Origin of the sequence: Polaromonas sp., assembly GCF_039932935.1 — a bacterium.
Classification (GTDB): Bacteria; Pseudomonadota; Gammaproteobacteria; order Burkholderiales; family Burkholderiaceae_C; genus Polaromonas.
In genome coordinates this window covers 1-23,275 of the sequence record NZ_JBDTPB010000101.1, presented here as the reverse complement: position 1 = coordinate 23,275, position 23,275 = coordinate 1, and the positions used below count along the sequence as shown (strand labels likewise).

At 60.6% G+C, this 23,275-nt stretch carries 26 protein-coding genes and 1 pseudogene; 14 read left to right on the top strand and 13 right to left on the bottom strand.

Going from position 1 to position 23,275, the window contains the following annotated elements:
- From ABI546_RS16975 to ABI546_RS16945, 7 genes are all read left to right on the top strand, one after another.
- A partial coding sequence (locus ABI546_RS16975) for a hypothetical protein (RefSeq protein WP_348048375.1) occupies positions 1–505 on the top strand: 505 nt, incomplete at its 5' end.
- Positions 506–579: 74 nt separating this feature from the next.
- Positions 580–951, top strand: coding sequence for a hypothetical protein (locus tag ABI546_RS16970; protein WP_348048373.1), 372 nt, complete (start codon positions 580–582; stop codon positions 949–951).
- Between the two features lie 89 nt (positions 952–1,040).
- Complete coding sequence (locus tag ABI546_RS16965; RefSeq protein WP_348048371.1) at positions 1,041–1,442, top strand: GFA family protein; 402 nt, start codon at positions 1,041–1,043, stop codon at positions 1,440–1,442.
- 120 nt (positions 1,443–1,562) lie between these two features.
- Positions 1,563–2,027 carry a GNAT family N-acetyltransferase gene (locus ABI546_RS16960; RefSeq protein WP_348048369.1) on the top strand — a complete coding sequence of 155 codons (465 nt, stop codon included), beginning with the start codon at positions 1,563–1,565 and terminating at the stop codon, positions 2,025–2,027.
- 160 nt (positions 2,028–2,187) lie between these two features.
- Positions 2,188–2,583, top strand: a complete 396-nt coding sequence (gene arr, locus ABI546_RS16955; RefSeq protein WP_348048367.1) for an NAD(+)--rifampin ADP-ribosyltransferase — start codon at positions 2,188–2,190, stop codon at positions 2,581–2,583.
- A gap of 448 nt (positions 2,584–3,031) precedes the next feature.
- Complete coding sequence (gene pyrF / locus ABI546_RS16950; RefSeq protein WP_348048365.1) at positions 3,032–3,814, top strand: orotidine-5'-phosphate decarboxylase; 783 nt, start codon at positions 3,032–3,034, stop codon at positions 3,812–3,814.
- Between the two features lie 60 nt (positions 3,815–3,874).
- Positions 3,875–4,273 (top strand): hypothetical protein, encoded by a 399-nt coding sequence (locus ABI546_RS16945; RefSeq protein WP_348048363.1) that lies wholly within the window; start codon positions 3,875–3,877, stop codon positions 4,271–4,273.
- Between the two features lie 135 nt (positions 4,274–4,408).
- Here ABI546_RS16945 and ABI546_RS16940 read toward each other — a convergent pair whose 3' ends face one another.
- The 5 genes from ABI546_RS16940 to ABI546_RS16920 all read right to left on the bottom strand — a co-directional run bounded on the left by ABI546_RS16940 (position 4,409) and on the right by ABI546_RS16920 (position 9,375).
- Positions 4,409–5,329: an RluA family pseudouridine synthase gene (locus tag ABI546_RS16940; RefSeq protein ID WP_348048361.1), complete on the bottom strand. Its 921-nt coding sequence runs from the start codon at positions 5,327–5,329 to the stop codon at positions 4,409–4,411.
- Between the two features lie 18 nt (positions 5,330–5,347).
- The gene (gene trmB, locus ABI546_RS16935) at positions 5,348–6,088 is read right to left on the bottom strand and encodes a tRNA (guanosine(46)-N7)-methyltransferase TrmB (protein ID WP_348048359.1); all 741 of its coding nucleotides are present in this window, start codon (positions 6,086–6,088) and stop codon (positions 5,348–5,350) included.
- On the bottom strand, positions 6,085–7,059 hold the full coding sequence (gene gluQRS, locus ABI546_RS16930) for a tRNA glutamyl-Q(34) synthetase GluQRS (protein WP_348048357.1): 975 nt from the start codon (positions 7,057–7,059) through the stop codon (positions 6,085–6,087). The genes trmB and gluQRS overlap by 4 nt, the downstream gene beginning before the upstream one ends.
- Before the next feature lie 115 nt (positions 7,060–7,174).
- On the bottom strand, positions 7,175–8,251 hold the full coding sequence (locus ABI546_RS16925) for an FAD-dependent oxidoreductase (protein ID WP_348048355.1): 1,077 nt from the start codon (positions 8,249–8,251) through the stop codon (positions 7,175–7,177).
- Between the two features lie 176 nt (positions 8,252–8,427).
- A complete protein-coding gene (locus ABI546_RS16920; RefSeq protein ID WP_348048353.1) occupies positions 8,428–9,375 on the bottom strand; it encodes a LysR family transcriptional regulator in 948 nt (315 codons plus the stop codon).
- Between the two features lie 125 nt (positions 9,376–9,500).
- Between ABI546_RS16920 and ABI546_RS16915 the strand changes: the two genes are divergently transcribed.
- The 6 genes from ABI546_RS16915 to ABI546_RS16890 all read left to right on the top strand — a co-directional run bounded on the left by ABI546_RS16915 (position 9,501) and on the right by ABI546_RS16890 (position 13,438).
- The gene (locus tag ABI546_RS16915; protein ID WP_348048351.1) at positions 9,501–10,202 is read left to right on the top strand and encodes a pirin family protein; all 702 of its coding nucleotides are present in this window, start codon (positions 9,501–9,503) and stop codon (positions 10,200–10,202) included.
- A gap of 130 nt (positions 10,203–10,332) precedes the next feature.
- On the top strand, positions 10,333–10,728 hold the full coding sequence (locus tag ABI546_RS16910) for a DoxX family protein (RefSeq protein ID WP_348048349.1): 396 nt from the start codon (positions 10,333–10,335) through the stop codon (positions 10,726–10,728).
- 95 nt (positions 10,729–10,823) lie between these two features.
- Entirely contained in the window at positions 10,824–11,378 is a 555-nt protein-coding gene (locus ABI546_RS16905; RefSeq protein WP_348048347.1) for a flavodoxin family protein, read from the top strand.
- 28 nt (positions 11,379–11,406) lie between these two features.
- Positions 11,407–11,814 (top strand): OsmC family protein, encoded by a 408-nt coding sequence (locus ABI546_RS16900; RefSeq protein WP_348048345.1) that lies wholly within the window; start codon positions 11,407–11,409, stop codon positions 11,812–11,814.
- Positions 11,811–12,695 carry a pirin family protein gene (locus ABI546_RS16895; RefSeq protein WP_348048343.1) on the top strand — a complete coding sequence of 295 codons (885 nt, stop codon included), beginning with the start codon at positions 11,811–11,813 and terminating at the stop codon, positions 12,693–12,695. The genes ABI546_RS16900 and ABI546_RS16895 overlap by 4 nt, the downstream gene beginning before the upstream one ends.
- Positions 12,696–12,742: 47 nt before the next feature.
- A complete protein-coding gene (locus tag ABI546_RS16890) occupies positions 12,743–13,438 on the top strand; it encodes a DUF599 domain-containing protein (RefSeq protein WP_348048341.1) in 696 nt (231 codons plus the stop codon).
- 94 nt (positions 13,439–13,532) lie between these two features.
- Here ABI546_RS16890 and ABI546_RS16885 read toward each other — a convergent pair whose 3' ends face one another.
- The 3 genes from ABI546_RS16885 to ABI546_RS16875 all read right to left on the bottom strand — a co-directional run bounded on the left by ABI546_RS16885 (position 13,533) and on the right by ABI546_RS16875 (position 16,599).
- Positions 13,533–14,186, bottom strand: a complete 654-nt coding sequence (locus ABI546_RS16885; RefSeq protein ID WP_348048339.1) for an alpha/beta fold hydrolase — start codon at positions 14,184–14,186, stop codon at positions 13,533–13,535.
- 118 nt (positions 14,187–14,304) lie between these two features.
- The gene (egtB, locus tag ABI546_RS16880) at positions 14,305–15,642 is read right to left on the bottom strand and encodes an ergothioneine biosynthesis protein EgtB (protein WP_348048337.1); all 1,338 of its coding nucleotides are present in this window, start codon (positions 15,640–15,642) and stop codon (positions 14,305–14,307) included.
- Positions 15,643–15,789: 147 nt separating this feature from the next.
- Positions 15,790–16,599: a sulfurtransferase gene (locus tag ABI546_RS16875; RefSeq protein ID WP_348048377.1), complete on the bottom strand. Its 810-nt coding sequence runs from the start codon at positions 16,597–16,599 to the stop codon at positions 15,790–15,792.
- A gap of 83 nt (positions 16,600–16,682) precedes the next feature.
- On the opposite strand from ABI546_RS16875, the gene dnaE reads away from it, so the two are divergent.
- Complete coding sequence (gene dnaE / locus ABI546_RS16870) at positions 16,683–20,165, top strand: DNA polymerase III subunit alpha (RefSeq protein ID WP_348048335.1); 3,483 nt, start codon at positions 16,683–16,685, stop codon at positions 20,163–20,165.
- A gap of 71 nt (positions 20,166–20,236) precedes the next feature.
- Here the strand turns inward: dnaE and tolA are convergent, their stop codons facing one another.
- The 5 genes and pseudogenes from tolA to ABI546_RS16845 all read right to left on the bottom strand — a co-directional run.
- Positions 20,237–21,124 carry a cell envelope integrity protein TolA gene (gene tolA / locus ABI546_RS16865; RefSeq protein WP_348048333.1) on the bottom strand — a complete coding sequence of 296 codons (888 nt, stop codon included), beginning with the start codon at positions 21,122–21,124 and terminating at the stop codon, positions 20,237–20,239.
- Positions 21,125–21,148: 24 nt separating this feature from the next.
- Entirely contained in the window at positions 21,149–21,586 is a 438-nt protein-coding gene (locus ABI546_RS16860) for a biopolymer transporter ExbD (RefSeq protein ID WP_348048331.1), read from the bottom strand.
- A gap of 166 nt (positions 21,587–21,752) precedes the next feature.
- Entirely contained in the window at positions 21,753–22,445 is a 693-nt protein-coding gene (tolQ, locus tag ABI546_RS16855; protein WP_348048329.1) for a protein TolQ, read from the bottom strand.
- 13 nt (positions 22,446–22,458) lie between these two features.
- Entirely contained in the window at positions 22,459–22,896 is a 438-nt protein-coding gene (locus tag ABI546_RS16850) for a tol-pal system-associated acyl-CoA thioesterase (RefSeq protein ID WP_348048327.1), read from the bottom strand.
- Positions 22,897–23,104: 208 nt separating this feature from the next.
- Positions 23,105–23,275: pseudogene (locus ABI546_RS16845) on the bottom strand (aminotransferase); the annotation flags it as partial.

Below are 23,275 nucleotides of genomic sequence, written 5' to 3'. Positions count from 1 at the left end.
CGTTAGACGGCATGTCATGAAAACAATCGCCTTGATGTTTGTAACAGCCCTGTCAGCCACCACTTTCTGTGCTGGGTGTCAGGCCGCAAGCGATCCAGTGAATGTTTGTGAGATCGGGCCTCTCATCAAGCAGTACGGTGGCACGGAGTGGTACGTATACAGCTGCAGTGATGAGCGGTCACTGGTCGTTGTGGCTTCCCCCGCCAATCCTGCTGCGAAGCCATTCGCCTTCATTGTTTCTGAAGAGAAAGGCGTACAACAACTCAATGGTGGTGGAGAGAGAAAGGGGACTGTTGAGGCCACCTACAACGAACTGAAAGCCCTAAAATCTGCGCAGATCGCGACTCTCGCCGCTGACGCTAAAAGCAGATGCGCGCGAATGCAAAGAAGAAACGGTAGTGCCTCGCAAGCCGCACTGCGGATGCGAGGTGCCGCGTGTGCCTTTACGGAGCGCAAAGAACCGTGGCAGCGCTTGCGGCATTTGAACGCCTCGGCGCTGCGTTAAAAAACGACGCACAGGCCTCAGCATCAGCAGGCATGGCAGCAGCCAGTGCGGGCTGATTCAAACCTTAGACCTCAATGACAAAGTATCCTTGGTCCATCATCATCCGGCTGATCGCATTCTTTGCGCCTCTCTTCTTGTTGCATTGGTACGCTAAAAATGCGTTCGCATACGCAAAAACACAGGAGCATCACGGGGATACAGGCCTGGGAATCGCCATCCTGCTTGGATTGACTTCCCTTGTGATGCTGGTGGGGTTCTTTGTCGACATCGTCATCCAGATTAGAAGAAAACGGATGCTAAATGTCCTCGCCGATGTTTTTATCCTGTCCCTGCTACTCATGCCGTTTGGCTGGTTCGCATGCAACTGGTATGGCGGCCACGACACCTCTATCTGCGCAGTTCCTGTCGACCTGTTTAGCCGCTTCCTTGACTGGCTAAACCAATGAGGTCTAACAATTCATTCAAGCCGATGCCGCTTCGTGGCAGGGCTTAATTCAGACGTTAGGCCCCAGAAAGCCCGTTACCGGAGAGAGCGATGATCAAGAACGTTGGTGGAACCGAAATCAAGCCGAAGCATCGTGCGTCATGCCACTGCGGGGCAGTCGTTCTCGAACTCCACCTGCCGGAGGGAATCGTCGATCGGAGGCGCTGTGATTGTTCAATCTGCAGGAGAAAAGGTGCCGTCGTTGCGTCGATTCCACTTTCAGGAATCCGAATCCTTCAAGGCGAATCCGCGCTCAAGCTCTATCAGTTCAATACGAAAACCGAGAAGCACTACTTTTGCTCCCATTGCGGCATCTACACTCACCATCGGCGCCGGTCCAACCCAGACCAGTATGGGTACAACCTTGGTTGTTTGGACGGCGTCAATCCGTTCGACCTTGGTCCGGTTCCTACGAATGACGGTGTCAACTATCCTGCCGACCGCAAGGTATGAGTTACTGCCACTTTGTCTCGTTCCGAATGGGCCTTAACCTTCTATCGAGAGGGGTCGCAAGCGGGCTTCGCTCACTTGCGGCCGCTCCTTATGTCAAACATTAGGCGCTCACGAACGAACATGCGAATTGAGCACCTGATAGATTGCCAGGATCACCTAGAGAAGGTCGCCGACTGGCAGCAAGTCGAGTTCGGCTATCTCAATCCGTCTGTATCTGTTGAGCAGCGCCAAAGTCGGCTACGAGACTCTCTCCAAAGAGCAGGCCTTCCGCTAACCATCGTTGCTATCTCAGAAGATGGTCAGCCCATGGGGGCTGCAAGCGTTCTGCCGAAGACCATCACCCACGCACATCTAACACCGTGGCTATCCGCTGTGGTGGTTTCTCCAGAGTTTCGCGGCAAGGGCATTGCATCGGCGCTTTCGCTCAGAGCGGTTGCGGAGGCAGAGCGTCTAGGCTTCAAGACGCTCAATCTATTCACACCTCATAACGAGTCGCTGTACAGGCGGATAGGCTGGGAAACCGTCGAAAGGTCCAATCACAATGGTCTTCCTATCGCCATCATGTGCAGGTCAACAAGCGTCTAGCCCATCCATCGAGAGGACGTCACCCGGCAAGCCGGCCGCCGCTTCTCATGCAAACCTTAGGCGTCAGAAGGAGTTTATTGTTAAGCCCAGCCTCGCCCTTCGACGCCGCTCAGTTCGGCAACGCGTGAGCATAGAATTTCGCCTTTGACGGAGAGGACTCATGGCGGCTTTGGATGTGGGACCATTTTTTCATGGCACGAAAGCAGACTTGCGGGTGGGCGACCTACTCACAGCAGGATTCAGCTCAAACTACCGTCCCGGCGTAGTGATGAACCATATCTATTTCACAAGCTTGCCTAAAGGTGCTGGGCTCGCGGCGGAAATAGCCAAAGGCAACGGTAGGCCTCGCGTCTACATTGTCGAACCCGTCGGCAGCTTCGAGAACGACCCGAACGTCACGGACAAGAAGTTTCCCGGCAACCCCACTCGATCTTATCGAAGCGCAGAACCGCTCAGAGTACTCGGCGAACTCGAAGAATGGGAACCTTACGACTCGGAATTCATACGGATACTTCGAGGCCGGGTCGAAGCAGGCATGGGTGAAATCATCAATTGAGAGCAATAATTCTTCCATGAAAATCTGGTGCACGCTGACGCCCAACCCTCTCTTCACGCGGACTGGCCTACGGCAGTTCGCTTAAGTCGAACGCTGGAGCAGCATGCGAGAAAAGCGCCACTTTTCGCAATCCGGATCGAGAACCGCTACGCAGAGCGGAGGTGCAAGTCAATGAGCAGAGTGTTTGCCGTCATCTATGTTGCTGCGGTTCTTGGACTAGTCGTTGCAGCAGCTTCCATTTGGCGGCTCAGTTGCGGGAGCTTCGGGTGCATGGGCATCGGCGTTGCGTGGTTCGCATGGGTCGCCATCTTCGTTCCCGTTTTAGTCACCGGTGTGGTCCTTCGGCCGCGGCCATCGCTTGGCATCGCGTTGCGCAAAATCACGCGTGTGGCTGTCTGGCTTCAGATAGCTACAGGGGCCATCTTGCTAGCAGTCTGGTCGGTCAAGAATGCAACCTAGCCCTCCAATCGAGAAGACGTCACCCGGCAAGCGGGGCGCTGCCTCTCACCTCAAACGTCAGGCGTCAGAGAATCAAATGCAATCACCCGTGATCGTCGCCCTTGATTTCGAGTCGGCAGCGGAGGCACTGGACCTTGTTCATCGACTGGGTCCTGCCTCCGACCATTACAAGGTAGGACTCCAACTCCTTACTGAGGCGGGGCCAGATCTCATTCGAAGTCTCGAGGCAATCGGCAAGCACGTGTTCCTTGATCTAAAGCTCCATGAGATACCAGCCTCGGTAGCTGGCGGGGTCAAAGCTGCGGGCAAGCTCGGAGCATCAATGGTCACTGTGCACGCATCGGGAGGATCGGCTGTGTTACGTGCCGCAACGGCGGCCGCGGCACCGTTCCCTAAGCTCAGGGTTCTTGCGCTGACTGTCATCACTAGCCTCGCTGACCAAGACCTGCCAGAGATCGGGCTCGCCCCATCGGTACTCGACCAGGTGAAGCGTCTTGCATTGTTAGCTGCGTCATGCGGTTGTCATGGCGTTGTAGCCTCGGCACACGAGGCTACGGTTCTCAGATCGTTGCTTCCTGTGGGCTCTTTGATCGTTACCCCCGGAGTCCAACTCGTTGAGGCCGCCTCTGCCGACCACGCGCGCATTGCAACGCCTCGGATGGCCGCGCAGGCTGGTGCTACTCACGTCGTCGTCGGTCGCGCGGTCACCGCCGCGGCCGATCCCGTTGCCGCATTCGGTATGGCTGTTGCCTCATTCCGCCATGACGCCTGACTCTTCCTTCAGCGGACCCGCCCACAGCGGTCCGCTTAGGTCAAACGTCAGGCAATTCCCGTGAGAGTCACGCTCGATGCATACAAAGTGTGGGAGTTCATCTCGTACGCCTGGACCGAGATCGGAATCGGAGAGGAGGAAAGTCTTTCCCTGGCGCGTGAAGCCCGGATCACGGTAGAGGATCTGCCGCAAGTGGATCGAATCTTCTTCAGAGACGTTTGCGCTTCGTTTGCCGTAGATTCATTTCTTATTTTCCCTCTCATGCTATGGGTGATCATGCCTGACTGGGGGTACTCGGAAGCCTATCTACGAAAGCGCATGAGTAATTGGTATGAAAAACCGTACTGGTGCCATTTTCTCAATCCATTGCGTATTCTTGGCTATCCCGTTGCGCTACTCATCGCTCCCGGTTACCGCTCAAGGTTGCGTAAGGCAGTGCATGCAAACGCAAGCGCCTAACCCTCGGCCTAGAGGCTAAGCCCAATAGCGGGCCGCGCTACATCGCCGCGTTACTCCGGACTCCGCGCGGCTTACCGTCGGCCCCTTTCCTCGAGCGATGGCAACGACCACCGCTTCTTTGGTTTTAAAGCTCGATCAAGGCGGCAGCTCCTGCAGCGCCAGCCGGCTCTCGAAGCGCCGTGGCTGGCCCGTCACTGGGTCAATGAACGCAATTGATTTCGCCAGCAGCTGCAGCGGAAAGCGGTAGTCGTCGTCGGGTGTCACTTCGACCGGCGGGTACATGCGGTCATTGCGCAGCGGCAGGCCCAACGCATTCATATGCACCCGCAGCTGGTGCTTTTTGCCCGTTACGGGGCTGAGTGCGTAGAGCGCATGCTCGCCGCTTACTCTGATGACTTCCACCCGCGTTTCGCTGTTCGGCTTGCCGGCCACCTCACGCTGCCGGAAGAAGGGCTCGTCTTCAACGATGCGGCTTTCGCGCGTGAGGGGAAAGCCGATGTCGCCGCGCCACGGAGCCACCGCTTCGTAATGCTTGGTGACTTCATGCCGGCGGAACAACGACTGGTAGGCGTCGCGTTCGGCCGGGTTGACCGAAAACAACACAAGGCCCGCGGTCTCGCGGTCGATGCGGTGGATGGGCACCAAGCCGTCGATGCCGAGCCTGTTTTTCAGACGCACGAGCAGTGTCTCTTGCAAGTAGTGGCCCGAGGGCGTGACGGGCAAAAAATGCGGCTTGTCGGCGACTACCAGGTGGTCGTCCTGGAACAGCACGGTTTCTTCAAACGGAATGCGCGGCTCTTCGTTCAGTGCGCGGTAGTAGTACACGCGCATGTGGCCCCGATAAGGCCGTTCGGCTGTGACCGCTTCGCCGAACTCGTCCACCACCAGGCCGTCCTTAATGCGCTGCAGCCATACTTCGCGCGCTATGGCAGGGAATCGTTTTACCAGGAAGTCAGTGATGGTGGGCCAGCTACCGGCCGGCAGCCCGACGCAGCTGGGGCTGATGCCGGCCCGCGTGGGCAAGCCATGCAGCCCGAGCTTCGGCGTTTTGCTCACGCCCGCGCGGCCGGAAGATCAGGCACGGACAAACACGACGTCCCAGACGCCGTGCCCCAGCTTGATGCCGCGGTTTTCGAATTTGGTCAGTGGGCGGTAGGCCGGCTTGGGGGCATAGCCGCCGGTGCCGCTATCTACGGTGTTTTTCAGCAATGGCTCGGCGCTTAGCACTTCCAGGATCTGCTCGGCATAGGGCTGCCAGTCGGTGGCGCAGTGCAGGTAGCCGCCGGGCTTCAGGCGTGCGGCCAGCTTGGTGATCAGCGGCGGCTGGATCAGGCGGCGCTTGTTGTGCTTTTTCTTGTGCCAGGGGTCAGGGAAAAAGATGTGCGCGCCATCGAGACTGGCTTTCGGAAGCATGTCGTCAATCACTTCGACAGCGTCATGCTGCAGGATGCGGATGTTGTGCAGGTTCTGCTCGTCGATGCGCTTGAGCAGGGCGCCCACGCCCGGCGTGTGCACCTCGCAGCAGATAAAGTTTTTCTCGGGCATCAGTGCGGCGATGTGCGCCGTGGCCTCGCCCATGCCAAACCCTATTTCAAGGATGGTGGGCGCGCTGCGGTCAAAGGTTTTTTCAAAGTCGAGTGGCGCATCGGCATACGGCAGCAAGAACTTCGGACCCACGTCGGCAAAGGCTTTGGCCTGGCCCGCGGTGGTGCGGCCGGTACGGCGCACAAAGCTGCGGATGTTGTGGGGTGGGTGGGTGTCGTCGGGCGCGCCGCCGGGTGCGGCAGGCGGTACAGGGGGGAGGGTTTCAATCACCCGGCAATTTTAGTCGCCCAGAGCGGTACGGCTAGTTGCAGCCAGACTGCGGGTGTCTGTGCGCTGGCCAGGCTCTCAAACTCCAGGCCCAGCGTGTTGCCCGCCTGGGCCAGCAGCGCCAGCGGATGGGCTGTGTCCAGCGGTTGGGCACCGTTCTGTTTCGACAGTTTCTCGCCGTTTACGCCCAGCACCAGGGAGGTGTGCAGGTAGCGCGGCAGCGGCAAGCCGAGCGCGCGCTGCAGCAGGATCTGCCGGGCGGTGTTGTCGGCCAGGTCTTCGCCGCGCACGATGTCCGTGATGCCTTGGGCTGCGTCGTCCACCACCACGGCCAACTGGTAGGCCCAGAAGCCGTCGGCCCGCTTCAGGACAAAGTCGCCCACCTCGCGGCCCACGTCCTGCGCCTGCGCACCCAGCCGGCGGTCATGCCAGGTCACTTCTGCCTGCTCGCTGATGGTTGTGGAAGTTGCTACTAAATTAATAGCTGCTTGCGCTCGTCCTGATTGGGCTGGAGGGGTATTTGACGCATGATTTTGAACGAGGAACCGCCATGCGCGTGCAGCGCGGCCGTGCAGCCCGTTGCGGCAGGTGCCGGGGTAAACCAGCTCGCCATGGCGTTCCCGTGCCTGCCCGGATGCGGCCAGCGCCCGCGCAATGTCTTGGCGCGTGCAGGCGCAAGGGTAGGCCAGTCCGCGGGTGACCAGAGCGTCCAGCGCATCCTGATACAGGGCGCCTCGTTGCGACTGGTAAACCGGGGGCTCGTCTGGCACCAAACCGCATTGCGCCAGCTGTTCAAGGATGATGCGGTCTGCACCTGGCACGCAGCGCGGGCTGTCTACATCTTCGATGCGCACCAGCCATTGGCCCTGATGCGCCCGGGCGTCCAGCCAGCTGGCCAGGGCGGCTACCAAAGAGCCCGCGTGCAGCGGACCTGTGGGTGAAGGGGCGAATCTACCTTTGTAGCCAGACGCCATAAGCAGAAGGAACTATGAGAAGGCTAACCCAGCGGCCGCCGCGCCCGGGCCGCCCCAAGCAAGGCCAGCCCCCTCGGGGGGGGCAGCGAAGTACGCGGGGCGACAAGTGTGGGGGCTAACAAATTTCGAGGGCCATCTCAAGGCCCGATACAAAACCGTCTTCGACGCGGTGACCCAGGCACCAATCGCCACAGGCGCCAATACGCGATTTGGTATCCCAGGCATGTGTTTTTCCCAGGGGTTGCTGCGTTTGGGCATGGCGCCAGCGGTGCACCGCCGAGTGGGTCGGCTCAGCGCGAATGCCCGTGACCTCGGTGAATGCTTTTAAGAGCTTGGCCTTGACGCGCTCGGCGTCGTCTTCGAGGTGGCGCTCGGACCATTCCGGGCTGGCCTGTACGGTCCAGCGTTCGATCGGGCTGCGCCCGGGCTTGGATGATTCGCGCGCCAGCCAGGCAATGCGGTGGTGGGTGCTGCGCGCTGCATTCCAATGAGGGCCGAGGTGTGCCATGGTGGGCTGCATCGCTTGTGGAAAAGCCAGCATCAGCGTCCAGCAGGGGGCCACAGTGACATCCGACAGTTCAGCCATCAGCGGCTTGGCTTGTTGCGAGCTGAGCAGCAGGGCCTGCGCCTGCGAAGACGGCACCGCCAGAATGACAGTGTCAAAACCCGAATGCACGCGGCTGTCTGCGCCGGGCCCCTCGGTTTGCAGTTGCCACTCCCCGGCATGCAGCTTGTCGGGTTCGATCCGCGTGACCTCGGTTTCAAGCGCGAGCTGGCCCGCAGCGGCCAAAGGTTGGGCCCATTGCCGGACCAGTGCGTTCATGCCGGGTGTGGCGACCCAGTGGGCTTCCTTGGGCGGCAGCGCCGAAGCCACGACACGGCCCAGTTCATCGAGGATGCGCACGGTGTTGGCGCTCCAGGGCCGAACCAGCCCGGTGGCGGTGGCCAGGGCTTTCTCAAAACGCGCATCCCGTACCGTGAAATATTGTGTGCCGTGGTCAAAACCGCCGAATTCGCTTTCGCGTGTGGCCATCCGGCCACCAGCGCCCCGGCTTTTTTCAAACACCGTGACGCGGTGTCCGGCCTGCGCCAGGGTGCGGGCGCAGGCAATGCCCGCAATGCCTGCACCTATCACGGCAATACGGCGCGGGGCCGCGGATTCAGGGGAGGGGATGCTGGATTTTTTTGTCATGCTTTTTGAAGTTTGTGCGGTTTGACGAATGGGCGTGCTGCGGATCATTCAAGCGGTTTGCATTGTCCCGGCGTTTGTCATCACATCTCAACCATAAACGAAAACTCAACAGGTTCTAAGCGCACTCTACACGCAGCTGCGTCCCATGCGCAGTTATTGCGCGCCACTACGGGTTTTCATGCAGACTGGTCGCGCTCCAGCAGGGCTTTTCGTGTGGCGGGATTTTCCAGTTGCTTCAGCCACCACTGCAGCGCGCGCCCGCCATTGGCGTCCGCGGCGCGCAGCCATGCATAGCTCATGGGCACAAGCCGCGGCGGGCGCTGCATTTTTTTCTCGACCAGCCTGCCTGTTGCGACATGCGGACACGCAAGGTATTCGGGCAGGAAGCCGCCGCCCAGGCCACGCAGCTGGGCGTGCAGTTTTTCCTGCATGCCCGGCACCGTAAAAATATCCTGGCCGCCCAGCAGGCCTACGGTAACACCGCTGCCGCGTTGCACCGAGTCCGCCACCGCCACGGCGCGGTGTGGCATCAGCATCGCGTCGGTCACGGGCTCGGGGGCGGCTGCCAACGGATGGTGCGGCGCCACGACGTAGATGAAATGGATGCTGCCCAGCGGTTTGTGTTGCACCGATGTGTTGGCCGCAGCCTCAATTGCAACCCCGATGGCCAGGTCGGCCTGGCCGGAAGTGAGCGCTTCCAGGGTGCCCGACAGTGCCTCTTCGCGGATCCGCAGCCGCGTGGGCGGGTTCAGTGCAAAAAACGCCTCGCACAGCTCCATCACCGTCGTGCGCGAGATCACGCTGTCCACCGCCAGTGTGAGTTGCGGCTCCCAGCCGGTGGCAACACGCTTGACGCGGTTGGCCACCGCATCAAGCTCGGTGAGCAGCCGGTTGCCTTCGCGCAAAAGCTCCTTGCCAGCTTCCGTCAGCCTGGCCTGCCGCGAAGAGCGGTCAAACAGCAGCACATCGAGCGCGTCTTCCAGCTGGCGAATGCGGTAGGTCAGGGCACTGGGAACCAGGCCCAGCTCGCGTGCGGCGGCAGCCATGCTGCCAGCGCGGTGCACGGCGCCCACCAGGCTGATGCTCTCGGGGGTGAGGGCGTCGCGGATCTGGTTATTGATCATTTAGGTAAAAATCATTCAAATAATTTGAATGATGCCATCAAACCGCAGCAATGAAAAGTGGCATGCCCACACCTACATTGGAGTCATTGCAACGCGGTTCAACGCAACCTTGAAAGGAGCACCCCATGATGACTTTAAGAACTTCCAGCGAACGCGGTTATGCCGACCACGGCTGGCTCAAATCTTTCCATTCCTTTTCGTTCGCCGGCTATTTCGATCCGGCCCACATGGGTTTTGGCAACCTGCGCGTCATCAATGAAGACCGCATCGCCGCCGGGCGTGGTTTTGGCACGCATGGCCACAAGGACATGGAAATCATCAGCTATGTGCTGAGCGGTGAGCTTGCACACAAAGACAGCATCGGCAACATCAAAGGCATTCCGCCCGGCGATGTGCAGCGCATGAGCGCAGGCACTGGCGTGCAGCACAGCGAGTTCAACCATGCAGACGGCCAGACCACGCATTTCCTGCAGATCTGGATCGAACCCAACGTGACCGGCATTCCCCCCAGCTATGAGCAAAAAACGTTTGCCGATGCAGAAAAGCGCGGCACTTTGCGCCTGGTGGCGTCGCCCGATGGCAGCCAGGGCTCAGTCCTGATCCATGCCGACGCAAGTCTCTATGCGGGCTTTTTTGACGGTGCGGAAACCGTCACGATGCCGCTCGAGGCGAAACGCAACACCTATGTGTTCCTGGTTCGCGGGCAGCTTGAAGTCAACGGCCAGGTGCTGAAGGCCGGCGACGCCGCCGCGCTGCAATCGGAAGCTGCTTTGCAGTTGGCCCATGGCCAGGACGCAGAAGTGCTGGTGTTTGACCTGGCGCCTTGAGGCGCTGAGCAAAACGCCGTTCAACCCACACCCCGGTGCGAACGCCATGCGCATGAGCGCATGGCGCTTGCCCAGAGTGTTTTTTTCCTCCATCATTTCCCCGTTTACTTTTTATTCATAAGGATTCTTCATGCTTAATTCCCTGCAAAACCCTCTTTCCCTGATTGGCCGCCTGCTCTTGGCACTGCTGTTTGTGCCTGCCGGCTTTGCCAAGATCGCCGGCTTCGCGGGCACAGTGGGCTACATCTCGTCCAAGGGCGTGCCGCTGCCTGAAGTCGCGGCCGCTATCGCCATCGTGGTGGAACTCGGTCTGGGCATTCTTCTGGCCGTGGGCTTCCAGACGCGCTGGGCCGCGCTGGGCATCGCCCTCTTCACAGTCGTTATCACCTGCATCTTCCATGCGTTCTGGACTGACCCTACGCAACAGATGGCCTTCTTCAAGAACATGGCCATCGTCGGCGGTCTGTTCAGCATCGCGGCGTTCGGCGGCGGCGCCTGGAGCGTGGACGCCAAGACCAAAGGCTGATCCACCAACGGGCTGCAGCGAGGCGTTTAACGCTCGGGCTGCAGCCCTTTTGTTTTTCTGGTTTGAAATTTCATCGATCTCCCGCGAAAGAGCCCATGCCCAAAATAGTTGTGCTTTACCACTCCGGCTACGGCCATACCCAGCGCATGGCGCAGTCGGTCGCGCAGGGGGCTGAGGCCGAGCTGATGGCGATCGATGCCGACGGCAATTTGCCCGAGGGCGGCTGGGAAACGCTCGATGCTGCTGACGCGATCATCATGGGGTCACCCACCTACATGGGAAACGTCAGTTGGCAGTTCAAGAAGTTTGCCGATGCGTCGTCCAAACCCTGGTACACCCAGGCCTGGAAGGACAAGCTGTTTGCCGGCTTCACCAACAGCGCGGCAGCCAACGGCGACAAGATGTCCACGCTGAATTACCTTTTTACGCTGGCCATGCAGCATGGCGGCATCTGGGTCAGCCAGGGCATGTTGCCCAGCAACAGCAAGGCCGCGCAGCGCAACGATCCCAATTTTCTGGGGTCTTATAGTGGCGCCATTGCGCAGTCGCCTTCCGATGCGGGCGCCGGTGAGATGTTTTCGGGTGACCTGGAAACCGCGCGCAGTTTTGGGCGGCGTGTTGCCGATGTGGCCGCCAGGTTCACGCCGTAGACCAAGCCTATCTTTTTACAGGAATGTTATGACCGTTGAACTCAAGCGTAACTTGCCAGCAGAGCTTGCCCAGCATGTGCGGATCCGTGGCCATGAGCTGATTACTGACGCTGCGCTGGCAGAGGGCGGTGACGATGCCGGGCCTTCCCCCCATGACCTGTATGACGCAGCGCTCGGCGCCTGCAAGGCCGTTACGGTGATGTGGTACGCCCGCAAGAAGGGGATACCCGTCGATGACATACAGACGCGCGTGGAGCGTGACGACTCTCAGGAGCGCAGCGGCGTTTACCGGCTGTCGGCCAAACTCCAGATTAAGGGGGCATTGACGGATGCCCAGTTGCAGGAATTGCACGCCGTTGCGCAGAAATGCCCGGTGCACAAGCTCATGTCCACCGTCACAACGGAAATCACGACAGATGTGGAGCGCATGCCATGAGCGTTGCCCTGAAATTGACCGGGCATCATAAGGACCTGGGCGGCGGCTTCATGGTGCGCCGCCTGCTGCCTTCTGCGCAGCAGCAGTCTGTGGGCCCGTTCATATTTTTTGACCATTTCGGCCCGGTGACCGAGCAGCCGGGCACCGACCATGACGTACGGCCGCATCCCCATATTGGCTTGGCCACGGTGACCTACCTGTTTGAAGGCGCGATGATGCACCGCGACAGCATCGGATCTGCCCAACGCATTGAGCCCGGCGCCATCAACTGGATGACCGCCGGGCGCGGCATTGTGCATTCGGAGCGCGCGCCTGACGACTTGCGCGGCACCGCGTATGTGAACCACGGCCTGCAGCTTTGGGCAGCCCTGCCCAGCGAGTTTGAGGAAACCGCACCCGGCTTTTCACACACGCCCGCAGAAAGCATCCCCGAGGCGTGGGTGGACGGCGCGATGGTGCGCATTTTGGTGGGGGAAGCTTTCGGAAAAACCTCGCCTGTCAAAACCTACTCCCATACCCTGTACCTGGACGTGGCGCTCAAGGCCGGCACGCCCTTTACGCTGCCGCCGCTGGCCGAGCAAATGGCACTGTATGCGGTGGACGGTGACTTGCAGGTCGATGGGCAGTCGCTACCAATGCACACCCTGGCCACACTGAGCGCGGGCGCTGCGGTGCTGCTCGAGGCCAGCGCGCCCACCCGGCTCGTCGTGATCGGTGGCGACGCACTCGATGCGCATCGCTTCATGTGGTGGAATTTCGTGTCCAGCCGCAAGGAGCGTATTGTTCAAGCCAGCGAAGCGTGGGAGGCCCAGTCGATGGGGGAGGTGCCCGGAGAGACCGAATTCATCCCGTTGCCCGAGCGCAAATTCTCCGCCGGCTGAGGTTGCGGCAAAGCTTTTAATCACAGCGCTGCGTTTAAGATCACGCGATGCAAATCTTTACCCTGCTTCCCTGGACCGACTGGATGGCGATGGTCTGGTTTTTTGGGGGCTGGATGGGTTATGCCTGGTTTGCCCGGCACTACGGGGTGAAGCGCCCGTCATTGCTGCGCACCACCAACCGCTATCGGCACCACTGGCTGATTCAGGCCACATCGCGTGACCCGCGCGTGATCGACGGCATCATCACGCAGAACCTTTCCAGCACGCCGGCATTTTTTTCGTCTACCACCATCATTATCATCGGTGGGCTTTTCGCGCTGCTGGGTACCACCGACAAGGCTGCCGAGCTGGTGCGCGAAATTCCGTTCGCCGTGCGCACCTCGGTGCTGATTTTTGATCTGAAAGTGCTGCTGATGGTGGCGGTGTTTGTCTATGCGTTTTTCCGCTTCAGCTGGTCGATGCGGCAGTACACCTTTGTCGCCCTGCTCATCGGCTCCCTGCCTTCGCCGCAGGAGTTTGAGGTGGGGAAGTTTGACCGTGAAGTGTTTGCCACGCGCGCCAGCCGCATGGTGGGCCTGGCGGCAGAAACCTTCAACGATGGACTGCGCGGCTACTACTTCAGCTTTGCCATCATGGCCTGGTTTTTTTCCACCTTTGCGTTTGTACTGGCCACCGCCGTGGTGGTGCTGATTTTGTACAACCGCGAGTTCAACTCGGACGTGCTGGACGTCCTGCGCGAGTAGGGATTGCCCGCGATGTCGCTGGATAGCGCCAGGGTGGCGCTTCTCGACGGCAACGGCGTACCCAGGGGAACGGACTTCGACAGACTCGGCCTTCCTACACATACCTCAAGAGAATCTCTGCGAGCGCTTCGGGGGCCAGCCGCGGAACGTCGTGTGCGCAGTCGAGGCTTTGCGTGGCCCATTCAGGGTCCAGTTGAAGGCGCTCGTATAGTTCAACGAACGGGCTTCCTTCCCAGCCGCAGGCGGCGATGAAGGCTTTGCTGCGGATCTTGCGCCAATTGCCGGTCAACTTGATCGTCTGCAGGAAAGCGGCCATTGGATGGGGACGGCATCGCGTGTCGAGGTGGGCGGGCGGCGCGCAAGTCAAACCGTCCGCCGCCGCACCCGCTATGAAACGCTCCCGATAGTTCGGGGTGGTGAGGGACCAAACGGATGCACCGTTGTCGGGCACATAGGCATCGACGTAAATGATCGCCTTGACGCGCGATGACTCCTTGTCCGCCGCGCCGGTGATGGCCATTCCCCCGTACGAATGACCGACAAGAACGGCACGCGTATCGCGCCCGCGAACCGCATGAGCCACCTCGTTGATATGACTTTCTAGATTGGCTCCATTCGCGGGCTCGTCACCCAGCCCAGAGAGAGTGAGCGCCTGAACCTCGTGGCCTTCACCTGACAGTGCATTGCTGACAGCGTCGAATGCCCAGGCTCCGTGCCAACCACCGGGCACTAAAACGAATCTCGCCATCTTGTTTGTCCTCTCGAATGAGGCTGCGAAGCAGGCGTTAAACCATTGGCTGCGGTACGTTTGAGATGCGCCCAATGCCGCCTGAAAATCGCAATCACATAACCAGTGTTACCTGCCGCTAGTCAAGCGCAAGGTCTCGCGCCAGACGCAATCCGCTGAACTGCCAGCGTGCATCGGGCGGGAAAAAGTTGCGATAGCTGGCGCGGATGTGGCTTTGCGGCGTTGCGCACGAGCCGCCGCGCAGCACAAACTGGTTGCACATGAACTTGCCGTTGTATTCGCCCACCAGGCCTTCCCAGGGCCTGTAGCCGGGGTAGGGGTTGTAATTGGACTGTGTCCACTCCCAGACATCGCCATACATCTGCGCCGGCACGCCATGGCTTTCTTCCTGCTGCGGCAAGGGGTGATATGCCGCTTTTTCCACAAAGTTGCCGTGCGGCGCGGGGCTGGCCGCCACGCTGCGCGCTGCCAGTTCCCATTCAAACTCCGTCGGCAAGCGTGCGCCGGCCCATCGGGCAAAGGCGTCAGCTTCAAAGTAGCTCAGGTGGCAGGCCGGGGTGTTGGGGTCTACGTCAATCAGTCCTTGCAGTGTGAAGTGCTGGTAGCTCCCTTCATCGCCTTGCCAGTACAAGGGGAGGCTGACCTGGTTGGCAACGGCCCAGTCCCAGCCCATTGAAAGCCAGAACTCGGGGCGTTGGTAACCTTTGTCGGCAATGAAGGCCATGAGCTCGCCGTTGGTAGCAGGTCGGCTGGCCAGCTCGAAGGGCGCCACATAGACTTTGTGGCGCGGCGTTTCATTGTCGAAGGCGAATTCACCGTCACGCGCCGCGTCAAAACCGTGGGCTATCAGCCCTGCGTCATGGCGTGTCCAGGTCACCGGCTGCGGATGAATGCCGGCGAGCGGCCAGCGGCTGGCATAGGCGGGACGCGCCGGGTTGAAGGACAGTGCGTGCTTGATGTCTGTGAGCAACAACTCCTGGTGCTGCTGCTCGTGGTGCAGGCCGAGGGTGACCAGTTCGGCCAGGTCCCGCTGCAGGCCGGTATCAGCGCCGGCTTCTACGTGTGCCATCAGCTCCAGCATGCGCTGGTTGACTTGCGCCCGGTAGGCCAACACTTCCTCCAGCGATGGACGGCTGATCAAGCCGCGCCTGGGCCGCGGATACTTGTCGCCCACCCCGTTGTAGTAGCTGTTGAAGAGCACGCGAAAACCGGGGTCAAACGGCGTAAAACCGGGTTCAAAGCGTTCGAGGATAAAGGTCTCAAAAAACCAGGTCAGGTGGGCCAGGTGCCATTTGGCGGGGCTCGCGTCCGGCATGGACTGCAGCTGGCAGTCCTCGGAGCTCAAGGGGCTGATCAGGGCCTCGGTTTGACCCCTGATGGCGATAAAACGCTCGGCCAGCGCAGAGCATCGTTCAGGGGAGGTTTGGGCGCGGGATGGTGAGGATTCTGTGAACATGGTGGCTACCGTGTGAAAGGGCAGGGTAAAGGTTTAGCCCATGGCATGCACATACGCGTTGGAAGGCGTTGGAAGGTTGGAAAGGATCTGGTGACGGTTCGATGCGGCTGGAGGCGTCAATTCAAAGCTTCGCATGGCAACGCGCCTTCAGCTGTCAGACAAAAGCCCGAAAGCTTTGCGGCGGCTACGGGTCTCAGGTTGGGCAAGGGGCCTGGTCACGGGGTTGACCTGAGGTTTCAGCTCGGGGTCTACGGCGCGGCGCTCGTCAAACACGAAACACTCACCGTCGAAATGCGCCCGCCCGCTTTCCTCGAAATATTTGAGGATGCCGCCCTCGAGTTGCCAGACGTTTTCCACGCCGGCCTCACGCATGAAGATGGCCGCTTTTTCACAGCGAATTCCGCCCGTGCAAAAACTCACCACGGTTTTGCCTGCAAGGTCTTGTTTGTGCGCCAGCAGGGCCTCGGGAAATTCGGTGAATTTGCTGATACGCCAGTCCAGGGCATTCCGGAACGTGCCGACGTCGGCTTCGTAGTCATTGCGTGTGTCCAGCATGACCACTGGCCGGCCGCTATCGTCGCAGCCAGCGTCAAGCCAGCGCCGCAGCGTGGCGGCGTCTACGGCCGGTGCACGTCCCTCGGCCGGCTGGATGGCGGGGTGGTTCATGCGGATGATTTCCGGCTTGACTTTCACCAGCAGCTTGCGAAAGGGTTGGGCGCCGGACCAGCTTTGCTTGGTCTGCAGGTCGGCAAAACGCGCATCCAGTTTCAACCATGCCAAAAAATCATGAATATCGCTTGGCGGTCCCGCCAGAAACAGGTTGATTCCCTCTTCTGCCAGCAGCACCGTGCCCTTGATCGTGCGCTGTTCCAGCGCTTGTTCGATGCTGGCCTGCAGCGCCTCGGGCTGTGCCAGCGTGACGAACTTATAGGCTGCAATGTTCAGAATTTGCATGATGCGATGGATTGTAGGCAGGCATTCATGTCAGCGTATGGTGAAGTGGCGCCTAAGCGGGCAGCCCGGGCCCTAAAATGATCCGCATGTTTGTTCATTTGCGCCTTCACACCGAATTTTCAGTCGTCGACGGCACCAACCGCATCGATGAAGTCGTGGCCGCTGCGGCCGCGGACCATCAACCAGCGCTGGCCATCACCGACCTCAGCAACCTGTTCGGAACGGTCAAGTTTTACAAGGAAACCCGCGGCGCTGGCGTCAAGCCGCTCATCGGGGCCGATTTGTGGGTGCAGACGCCCGGCAAGGACGCGGCGGCCCCCGCCGCCCGCTTGCTGCTGCTGGTGCAAAACCGCCAGGGTTACCTGAACCTGTCTGAAATCATCACGCGTGCATGGACCCAAAATGTGGTGCGCGACCAGGCGGTGGTCAAGCTGGAATGGCTGCAGGAACTCAATGAAGGCCTGATTGCCCTGTCAGGGGCGCAAGGCGGGGCCGTGGGTCAGGCCCTGGTGCAGGGCGACAGCGCTCGCGCCGTGGAATGCGCGCTGTATTTGGCCGGGTTGTTCCCGCACCGGTTTTACCTGGAGCTGCAGCGTGCCCAGCGCCCTGACGATGAACGCCATGTGGCGGCCGCTGTCCAGCTGGCGGCGCGGGTCAAGCTGCCGGTGGTGGCCACTCACCCGGTGCAGTTTTTAACCTACGACGATTACGAAGCGCACGAGGCGCGGGTTTGCATTTCAGAAGGCGAAATCCTTGGCAATTCCCGCCGTGTGCGCAAGTTCACGCGGGAGCAATACTTCAAGTCTGCCGCGCAGATGGCGGTACTTTTTGCCGATGTGCCCACCGCCCTTGCCAACACGGTAGAAATTGCCCGGCGTTGCAACCTCACGCTGGAGCTGGGCAAGCCCATGCTGCCCGATTACCCCACGCCGGAAGTCAATGGCGTGCGCATGCCGATTGACGAATACTTTCGCCACGCGTCGTTTGAGGGCCTGGAAGAGCGGCTGGCGCACCTGTACCGCGACGTGGCCGTGCGCGACCAGAAGCGACCCGAGTACGTGGCGCGGCTCGAGTTCGAGATCAACACCATCCTGAAGATGGGGTTCCCGGGCTACTTCCTGATCGTGGGCGACTTCATCAACTGGGCCAAGAACAACGGCTGCCCCGTGGGGCCGGGCCGGGGCTCTGGTGCAGGCTCGCTGGTGGCTTACTCACTCAAGATCACCGACCTGGACCCGCTGCAGTACAACCTGCTGTTCGAGCGCTTCCTGAATCCGGAGCGGGTGTCCATGCCCGACTTCGACATCGACTTTTGCCAGAGCAACCGCGACCGCGTGATCGACTACGTGAAAGACAAGTACGGCAAGGAGGCCGTGAGCCAGATCGTGACCTTCGGCACCATGGCGGCGCGCGCCGCCATCCGCGACGTGGGCCGCGTGCTGGACTTTCCCTACGGTTTTTGCGACGGCATTTCGAAGCTGATCCCCAACAAGCCAGGCCAGCACATCACGATTGAACAAGCCAAGGAACAGGAACCCATTCTTGCCGAGCGCGAGCGCAAGGAAGAAGACGTGCGCACCTTGCTGGAGCTGGCGCAAAAGCTTGAAGGCCTGACGCGCAACGTCGGCATGCACGCCGGCGGTGTGTTGATAGCGCCCAGCAGGCTGACCGATTTCTGCCCGCTCTACGCCCAGCCCGGCAGCAGCTCCGCCGTGAGCCAGTTCGACAAGGACGATGTGGAGGCCATCGGTCTCGTCAAGTTCGACTTTTTGGGTCTGGCGACTTTGACCATCCTGGAAATCGCCAGGGAATTCATCGTCGCGCGCCATCCGGCGCAAAAAGACTTCAAGTTTGAAGACCTACCGCTCAACGACCGAAAAGTTTACGAGCTGTTTGGCCGCGGTCAGACCGAAGCCGTGTTCCAGTTTGAAAGTATCGGCATGCAGCGCATGCTGAAAGACGCCAAGCCGGACCGCCTGGAAGACCTGATCGCCATGAATGCGCTTTACCGGCCTGGGCCGATGGAGCTGATCCCGACCTACATCGCGCGCAAGCAGGGCAAGGAAGTGCCCGAATACCCGGACCCGCGCGTCAAGGCCATCCTGGAAGAGACCTACGGCATCATGGTCTACCAGGAGCAGGTGATGCAGACCGCGCAGATCCTGGGCGGCTATTCGCTGGGCGGCGCTGACTTGCTGCGCCGTGCGATGGGCAAGAAGAAAAAAGAAGAGATGGACGCCCAGCGCGAGGTGTTCCGCAAGGGCGCAGGCGAGGGCGGGCTCAGCCTGGAGAAGGCCGACGAGGTCTTCGACCTGATGGAAAAGTTCGCGGGCTACGGCTTCAACAAGTCGCACTCTGCCGCTTATGCACTGCTGGCGTATCACACCGCCTGGCTCAAGGTGCACTACACCGCCGAATTCTTCGCCGCCAACATGACGGTAGAAATGGACGACACCGACAAGCTCAAGGTCTTGTTCGGCGACGCGCAGAAGATGGGCATCCAGTTTGAATCGCCCGACATCAACCGCGGCGACTATCGCTTCGAACCAATCAGCGCGAGCTCGGTGCGCTACGGCCTGGGGGCCGTCAAAGGCACTGGCCAGCAGGCCATTGCGGCTATCGTTGCGGCGCGAAAAGAAGGCGGCCCTTTCACTTCGCTCTACGATTTTTGTGTGCGGGTGGATCGCAGCCGCCTCAACAAGCGCACGGTGGAAGCGCTGATCAAGGGCGGCGCGTTTGACAACCTGCAGCTCAACCGTGCCTCCCTGTTGGCGTCGGTTGACCGCGCCTTTGAATTCGCCGTGGCGACCGAGGCCAACGCCAACCAGGGCGGGCTGTTCGACATGTCCGACTCGCATGCGGCCAGCACGCAGGAACCGCCCCTGGTCGAGGCCATGCCGTTCGGCATCAAGGCGCGCCTGGTGCAAGAGAAAACGGCCATCGGTTTTTACCTGTCGGGCCACCTGTTTGACGAAGTCGAGACCGAAGTCCGCCAGTTCGCCAAACGCAAAATTGAAGACCTGATCGATTCGCGCGAGCCGCAATTGCTGGCCGCCATCCTCAGCGACCTGCGGGTCATCAACGGCAACCGCGGCAAGCTGATCATCTTCAAGCTCGACGACAAGACCGACGTGCTGGAAGCGTCTGTGGATGAAACGACCTTCAACGCCAACCGCAACCTGCTCAAGGACGATGAGCTGGTGATCGTGCAGGGAACGTTGCAAGGTGCATCGGAGCGCTTCGGGCGCCGCTTCAAGGTCACGCAGGTGTGGGATCTGGAAACCGCCCGCTGCAAATTCGGCAAGTACCTGCGTGTGGCGGTGAACGGCACGGCGCCGGATATCTCCAGGCTAGTCAGGGACTTCCCGCCGCGCCGCGAGATGTCAGACCAGGGGGAGCTCAGCCGTGGCCTGCCGGTGCGTTTGAGCCTCAGGCGGCAGGGTGAGGCGGGTGGCGTGGCCGCGGAGCTTCATTTGGGTGAAGCGGCCAAATTCTTCCCTACCGATGCGGCCCTGGCCAGCTGGATGGCGCAAGCCGACAAAGGCCTGGTACAGATTGTTTATGAGTAAAAAAGGCCTCTAGCCCAATAGGAACGTGCGCAAGCAGCTATTGAATTGATAGCTAATGCCTGGCGCTGTTCTCAGTCTTTGGGTCTGAATTCCAGAATCATGGGCGTCGGAACCCGGCCGTCCACGTCGCGCGGCATGGTGCCCGTGCGGATGATGGCCTTGATCACGGCGGCGTCCCAGGCCTTGTTGCCGCTTGATTTCACCAGGCGCTGGCTGATGACGGTGCCGTCCAGCGTGGTGCGCACTTCCACTTCAGCTGTGGGGTTGCCCGCGATGTCTTCGGTAAAAACGATATTGGGTACGACCTTGGCCCTGACTTTGCCGCCATAGCTCGCTGAAGGGCCGCCGGCTTTGGGCGCCGTGCCTTTGGCGTCGGCGCCGCCAGTGGCACCTGCCAGGCCCATCATGCGGTTAAGCGCATCCTGGCGCTGCTTTTTCGCCGCCGCTTCGGCCAGTTTCTGTTTCTGCTCGTCTTTGGCATCCTGCTTTTGGGCTTCGGCCTTTTTGGCGTCTTCGGCTGCCTTGCGTTTGGCGAGTTCTTCCTTGGTCTTCAGTTCTTTTTCTTTTTTCGCCAGCTGCTCGGCTTTGAGTTTTTCCTGTTTCTGGTTCTCGGCTTCTTTTTTCTGCAGCAGCAGCTTGCGCTTTTTTTCCTGCTCCAGCGCAATGTCGACATTGGGCGCAGGGGGCGGTGGCTTGACTTCCGGCGCTGGAGGCGCGGGTGGACGAGATGGGGGCGGCGGCGCGGTGGGCGTCTCGACGAGCTTGGGCGCCACGGCTTGCGGCACGCTGGACCAGATCTCGGCTTCGAAGGATGCCGCCTTGTCGGTGCGCTTCCAGTTGATGCCCCAGGTGAGCGCCCCCATCAGCAGAAGGTGGGCAAGCAGCGCCAGTCCGAACGCGCGCACCGAACCCGAGTCGCGGGGCGGGCCAAATTCGAGGCGGTCTGCGGCGCTGGGCATGGAGAACTCGGGTCGGCCTGGCGGCTACTTGCCGCCGGTTTGCACCGAAAGACCCACGCGCGACACACCGGCTTTTTGCAGGTTGTCCATGACCTGGACCACGGTCTCGTATTTGATGGATTTGTCGGCGCTGATGACCACGGGCACGGCCTGCGCGGACTCGGCCTTCACGGCCGGCTCCAGTCGCGCAACGTCGGCTGCCACATTGCGCACATTGCTGGGCACGCTGTTGGTCTTGATCTTGATCTGCACGGTCTCATCCTTGCTGATCAGGATCTGCACCGGGTTTTGCGGCTGGCTGGGCGCCTTGCCGACCTTGGGCAGCGCGATCATGCTGGGCGTGATGAGCGGCGCCGTCACCATGAAGATGATGAGCAGCACCAGCATCACGTCGATGAACGGCACCATGTTGATCTCGCTGATGTTGCGGCGGCCCCTGCCGCGTGAGTTCACTGCTGGCATGGGTTGAGGTCCTTGGTCGAAGGCCGGGCGGTCGCCCTAACCAAGCAGGGGCCGCGGACCCGGCCTTGGCCTGTCCTGAGCCTGCCGAAGGGCCGGGCCGCAGGCGCAGCGACCCCTTCGGGGGGAAGCGCATGACACGAAGTGAAAAGCGTGGGGGTCCACATATCTAGTGACCCGAAGGCGATTGGGCGCCCAGGTTGCGCTGCAGGATGTTGGAAAACTCTTCGATGAATGTTTCGAGCCGGTTGGCAACGCGGTCAATGTCGTGCGAGAAGCGGTTGTATGCCACCACAGCCGGGATGGCGGCGAACAGGCCGATGGCGGTGGCGACCAGTGCTTCGGCAATGCCCGGTGCCACTGTGGCCAGTGTGACCTGCTCCAGCGCCGCGAGGCCGGTGAAGGCGTGCATGATGCCCCAGACCGTGCCGAAGAGACCTACGTAGGGCGACACGGAGCCAACGGTGGCCAGAAAGGAAAGATTGGCTTCGATGGCATCCACTTCGCGCTGGTAGCTTGCGCGCATGGCGCGGCGTGCGCCGTCCAGCAGGGTACCGGCGTCGGTGATGCGGCGCTCGCGCAACTTTTGGTATTCGCGCATGCCGCTGGCAAAAATCCGTTCCATCGGCCCTGAATGCTTGGCGTTTTGTGCGGCGCCGGCAAACAAATCGTTGAGGCTGGTGCCCGACCAGAATTCCCGGTCGAATTCGTCATTGAGTTTTTGCACCTTTTTCAGCGCCACGATTTTCCTGAAGATGGCAGCCCAGCTGGCGATGGACACGCCGACCAGCAGCGCCACCACGGCCTGAACGACCCAGCTGGCATTGAGGATCAGGCTGACGATGGAAAGGTCTTGATTCATGTTGTCGCTTTGCTCAAGTTTTTAGGCTGTCAAGAATGGCTGCAGGGATTCGCCTTGGCTGAAGGCTGGCGGCGTCGACCCAGCCGATCCTGATACTTCCTTCGCAAAGCAAGATGGGTGGTTGCCCCTCTTCCTGCTTTGTTTTTTGCTCTGTTTTTAATAGCACCTGCTGGCCAATTATCATGGACGCGCGGCCTGCTTCGACCAGGCTTGCCGTAACAATGAGTTCATCGTCCAGGCGGGCAGAGCGATGGTAGCGGATGCTGGTTTCTGCCACCACAAATATGCCCCCAGTACTTTCCCTCAGACGCTGTTGTTCAACACCCAGTGATCTGAGCCATTCGGTGCGCGAACGTTCAAAAAATTTCAGGTAGTTCGCGTAAAAAACGATGCCACCGGCGTCGGTATCTTCCCAGTAGACCCTCAGAGGCCAGGCGAATGTGACCCCCACGCTTTTCACTTTGTGTAATGCGCGAGGCCTTGCAGGCCGCGGCTCGCGAGACGCTTCGCCTCTGTCGCCCGTCCAAGCCTGCGCAGGCAGGCTTGGAGCCGCGGACTCCAGCCCCTCGGGGGCCGCTGCGCCTGCGGTCTGGCCAAGCCAGTCCCGCGGCCCCTGCTCGGAAGGATCGCCGCCTCCGGTTGGCGTGATCGTCTTCTGGCTAGGCAAGGACCACCTCCAGACGCGTGACGGCTTCTTTCAAGTGCGCCATTGAACTGGCCGTGGAAAAGCGGATGAATTGCTCAGGCGCTGCATGCCCGAAATCACGACCCGGCGTGACGGCCAGGTGGGCGCGCTTCATGAGTTCGAAGGCGAAGTCCCAGCTGCCGCT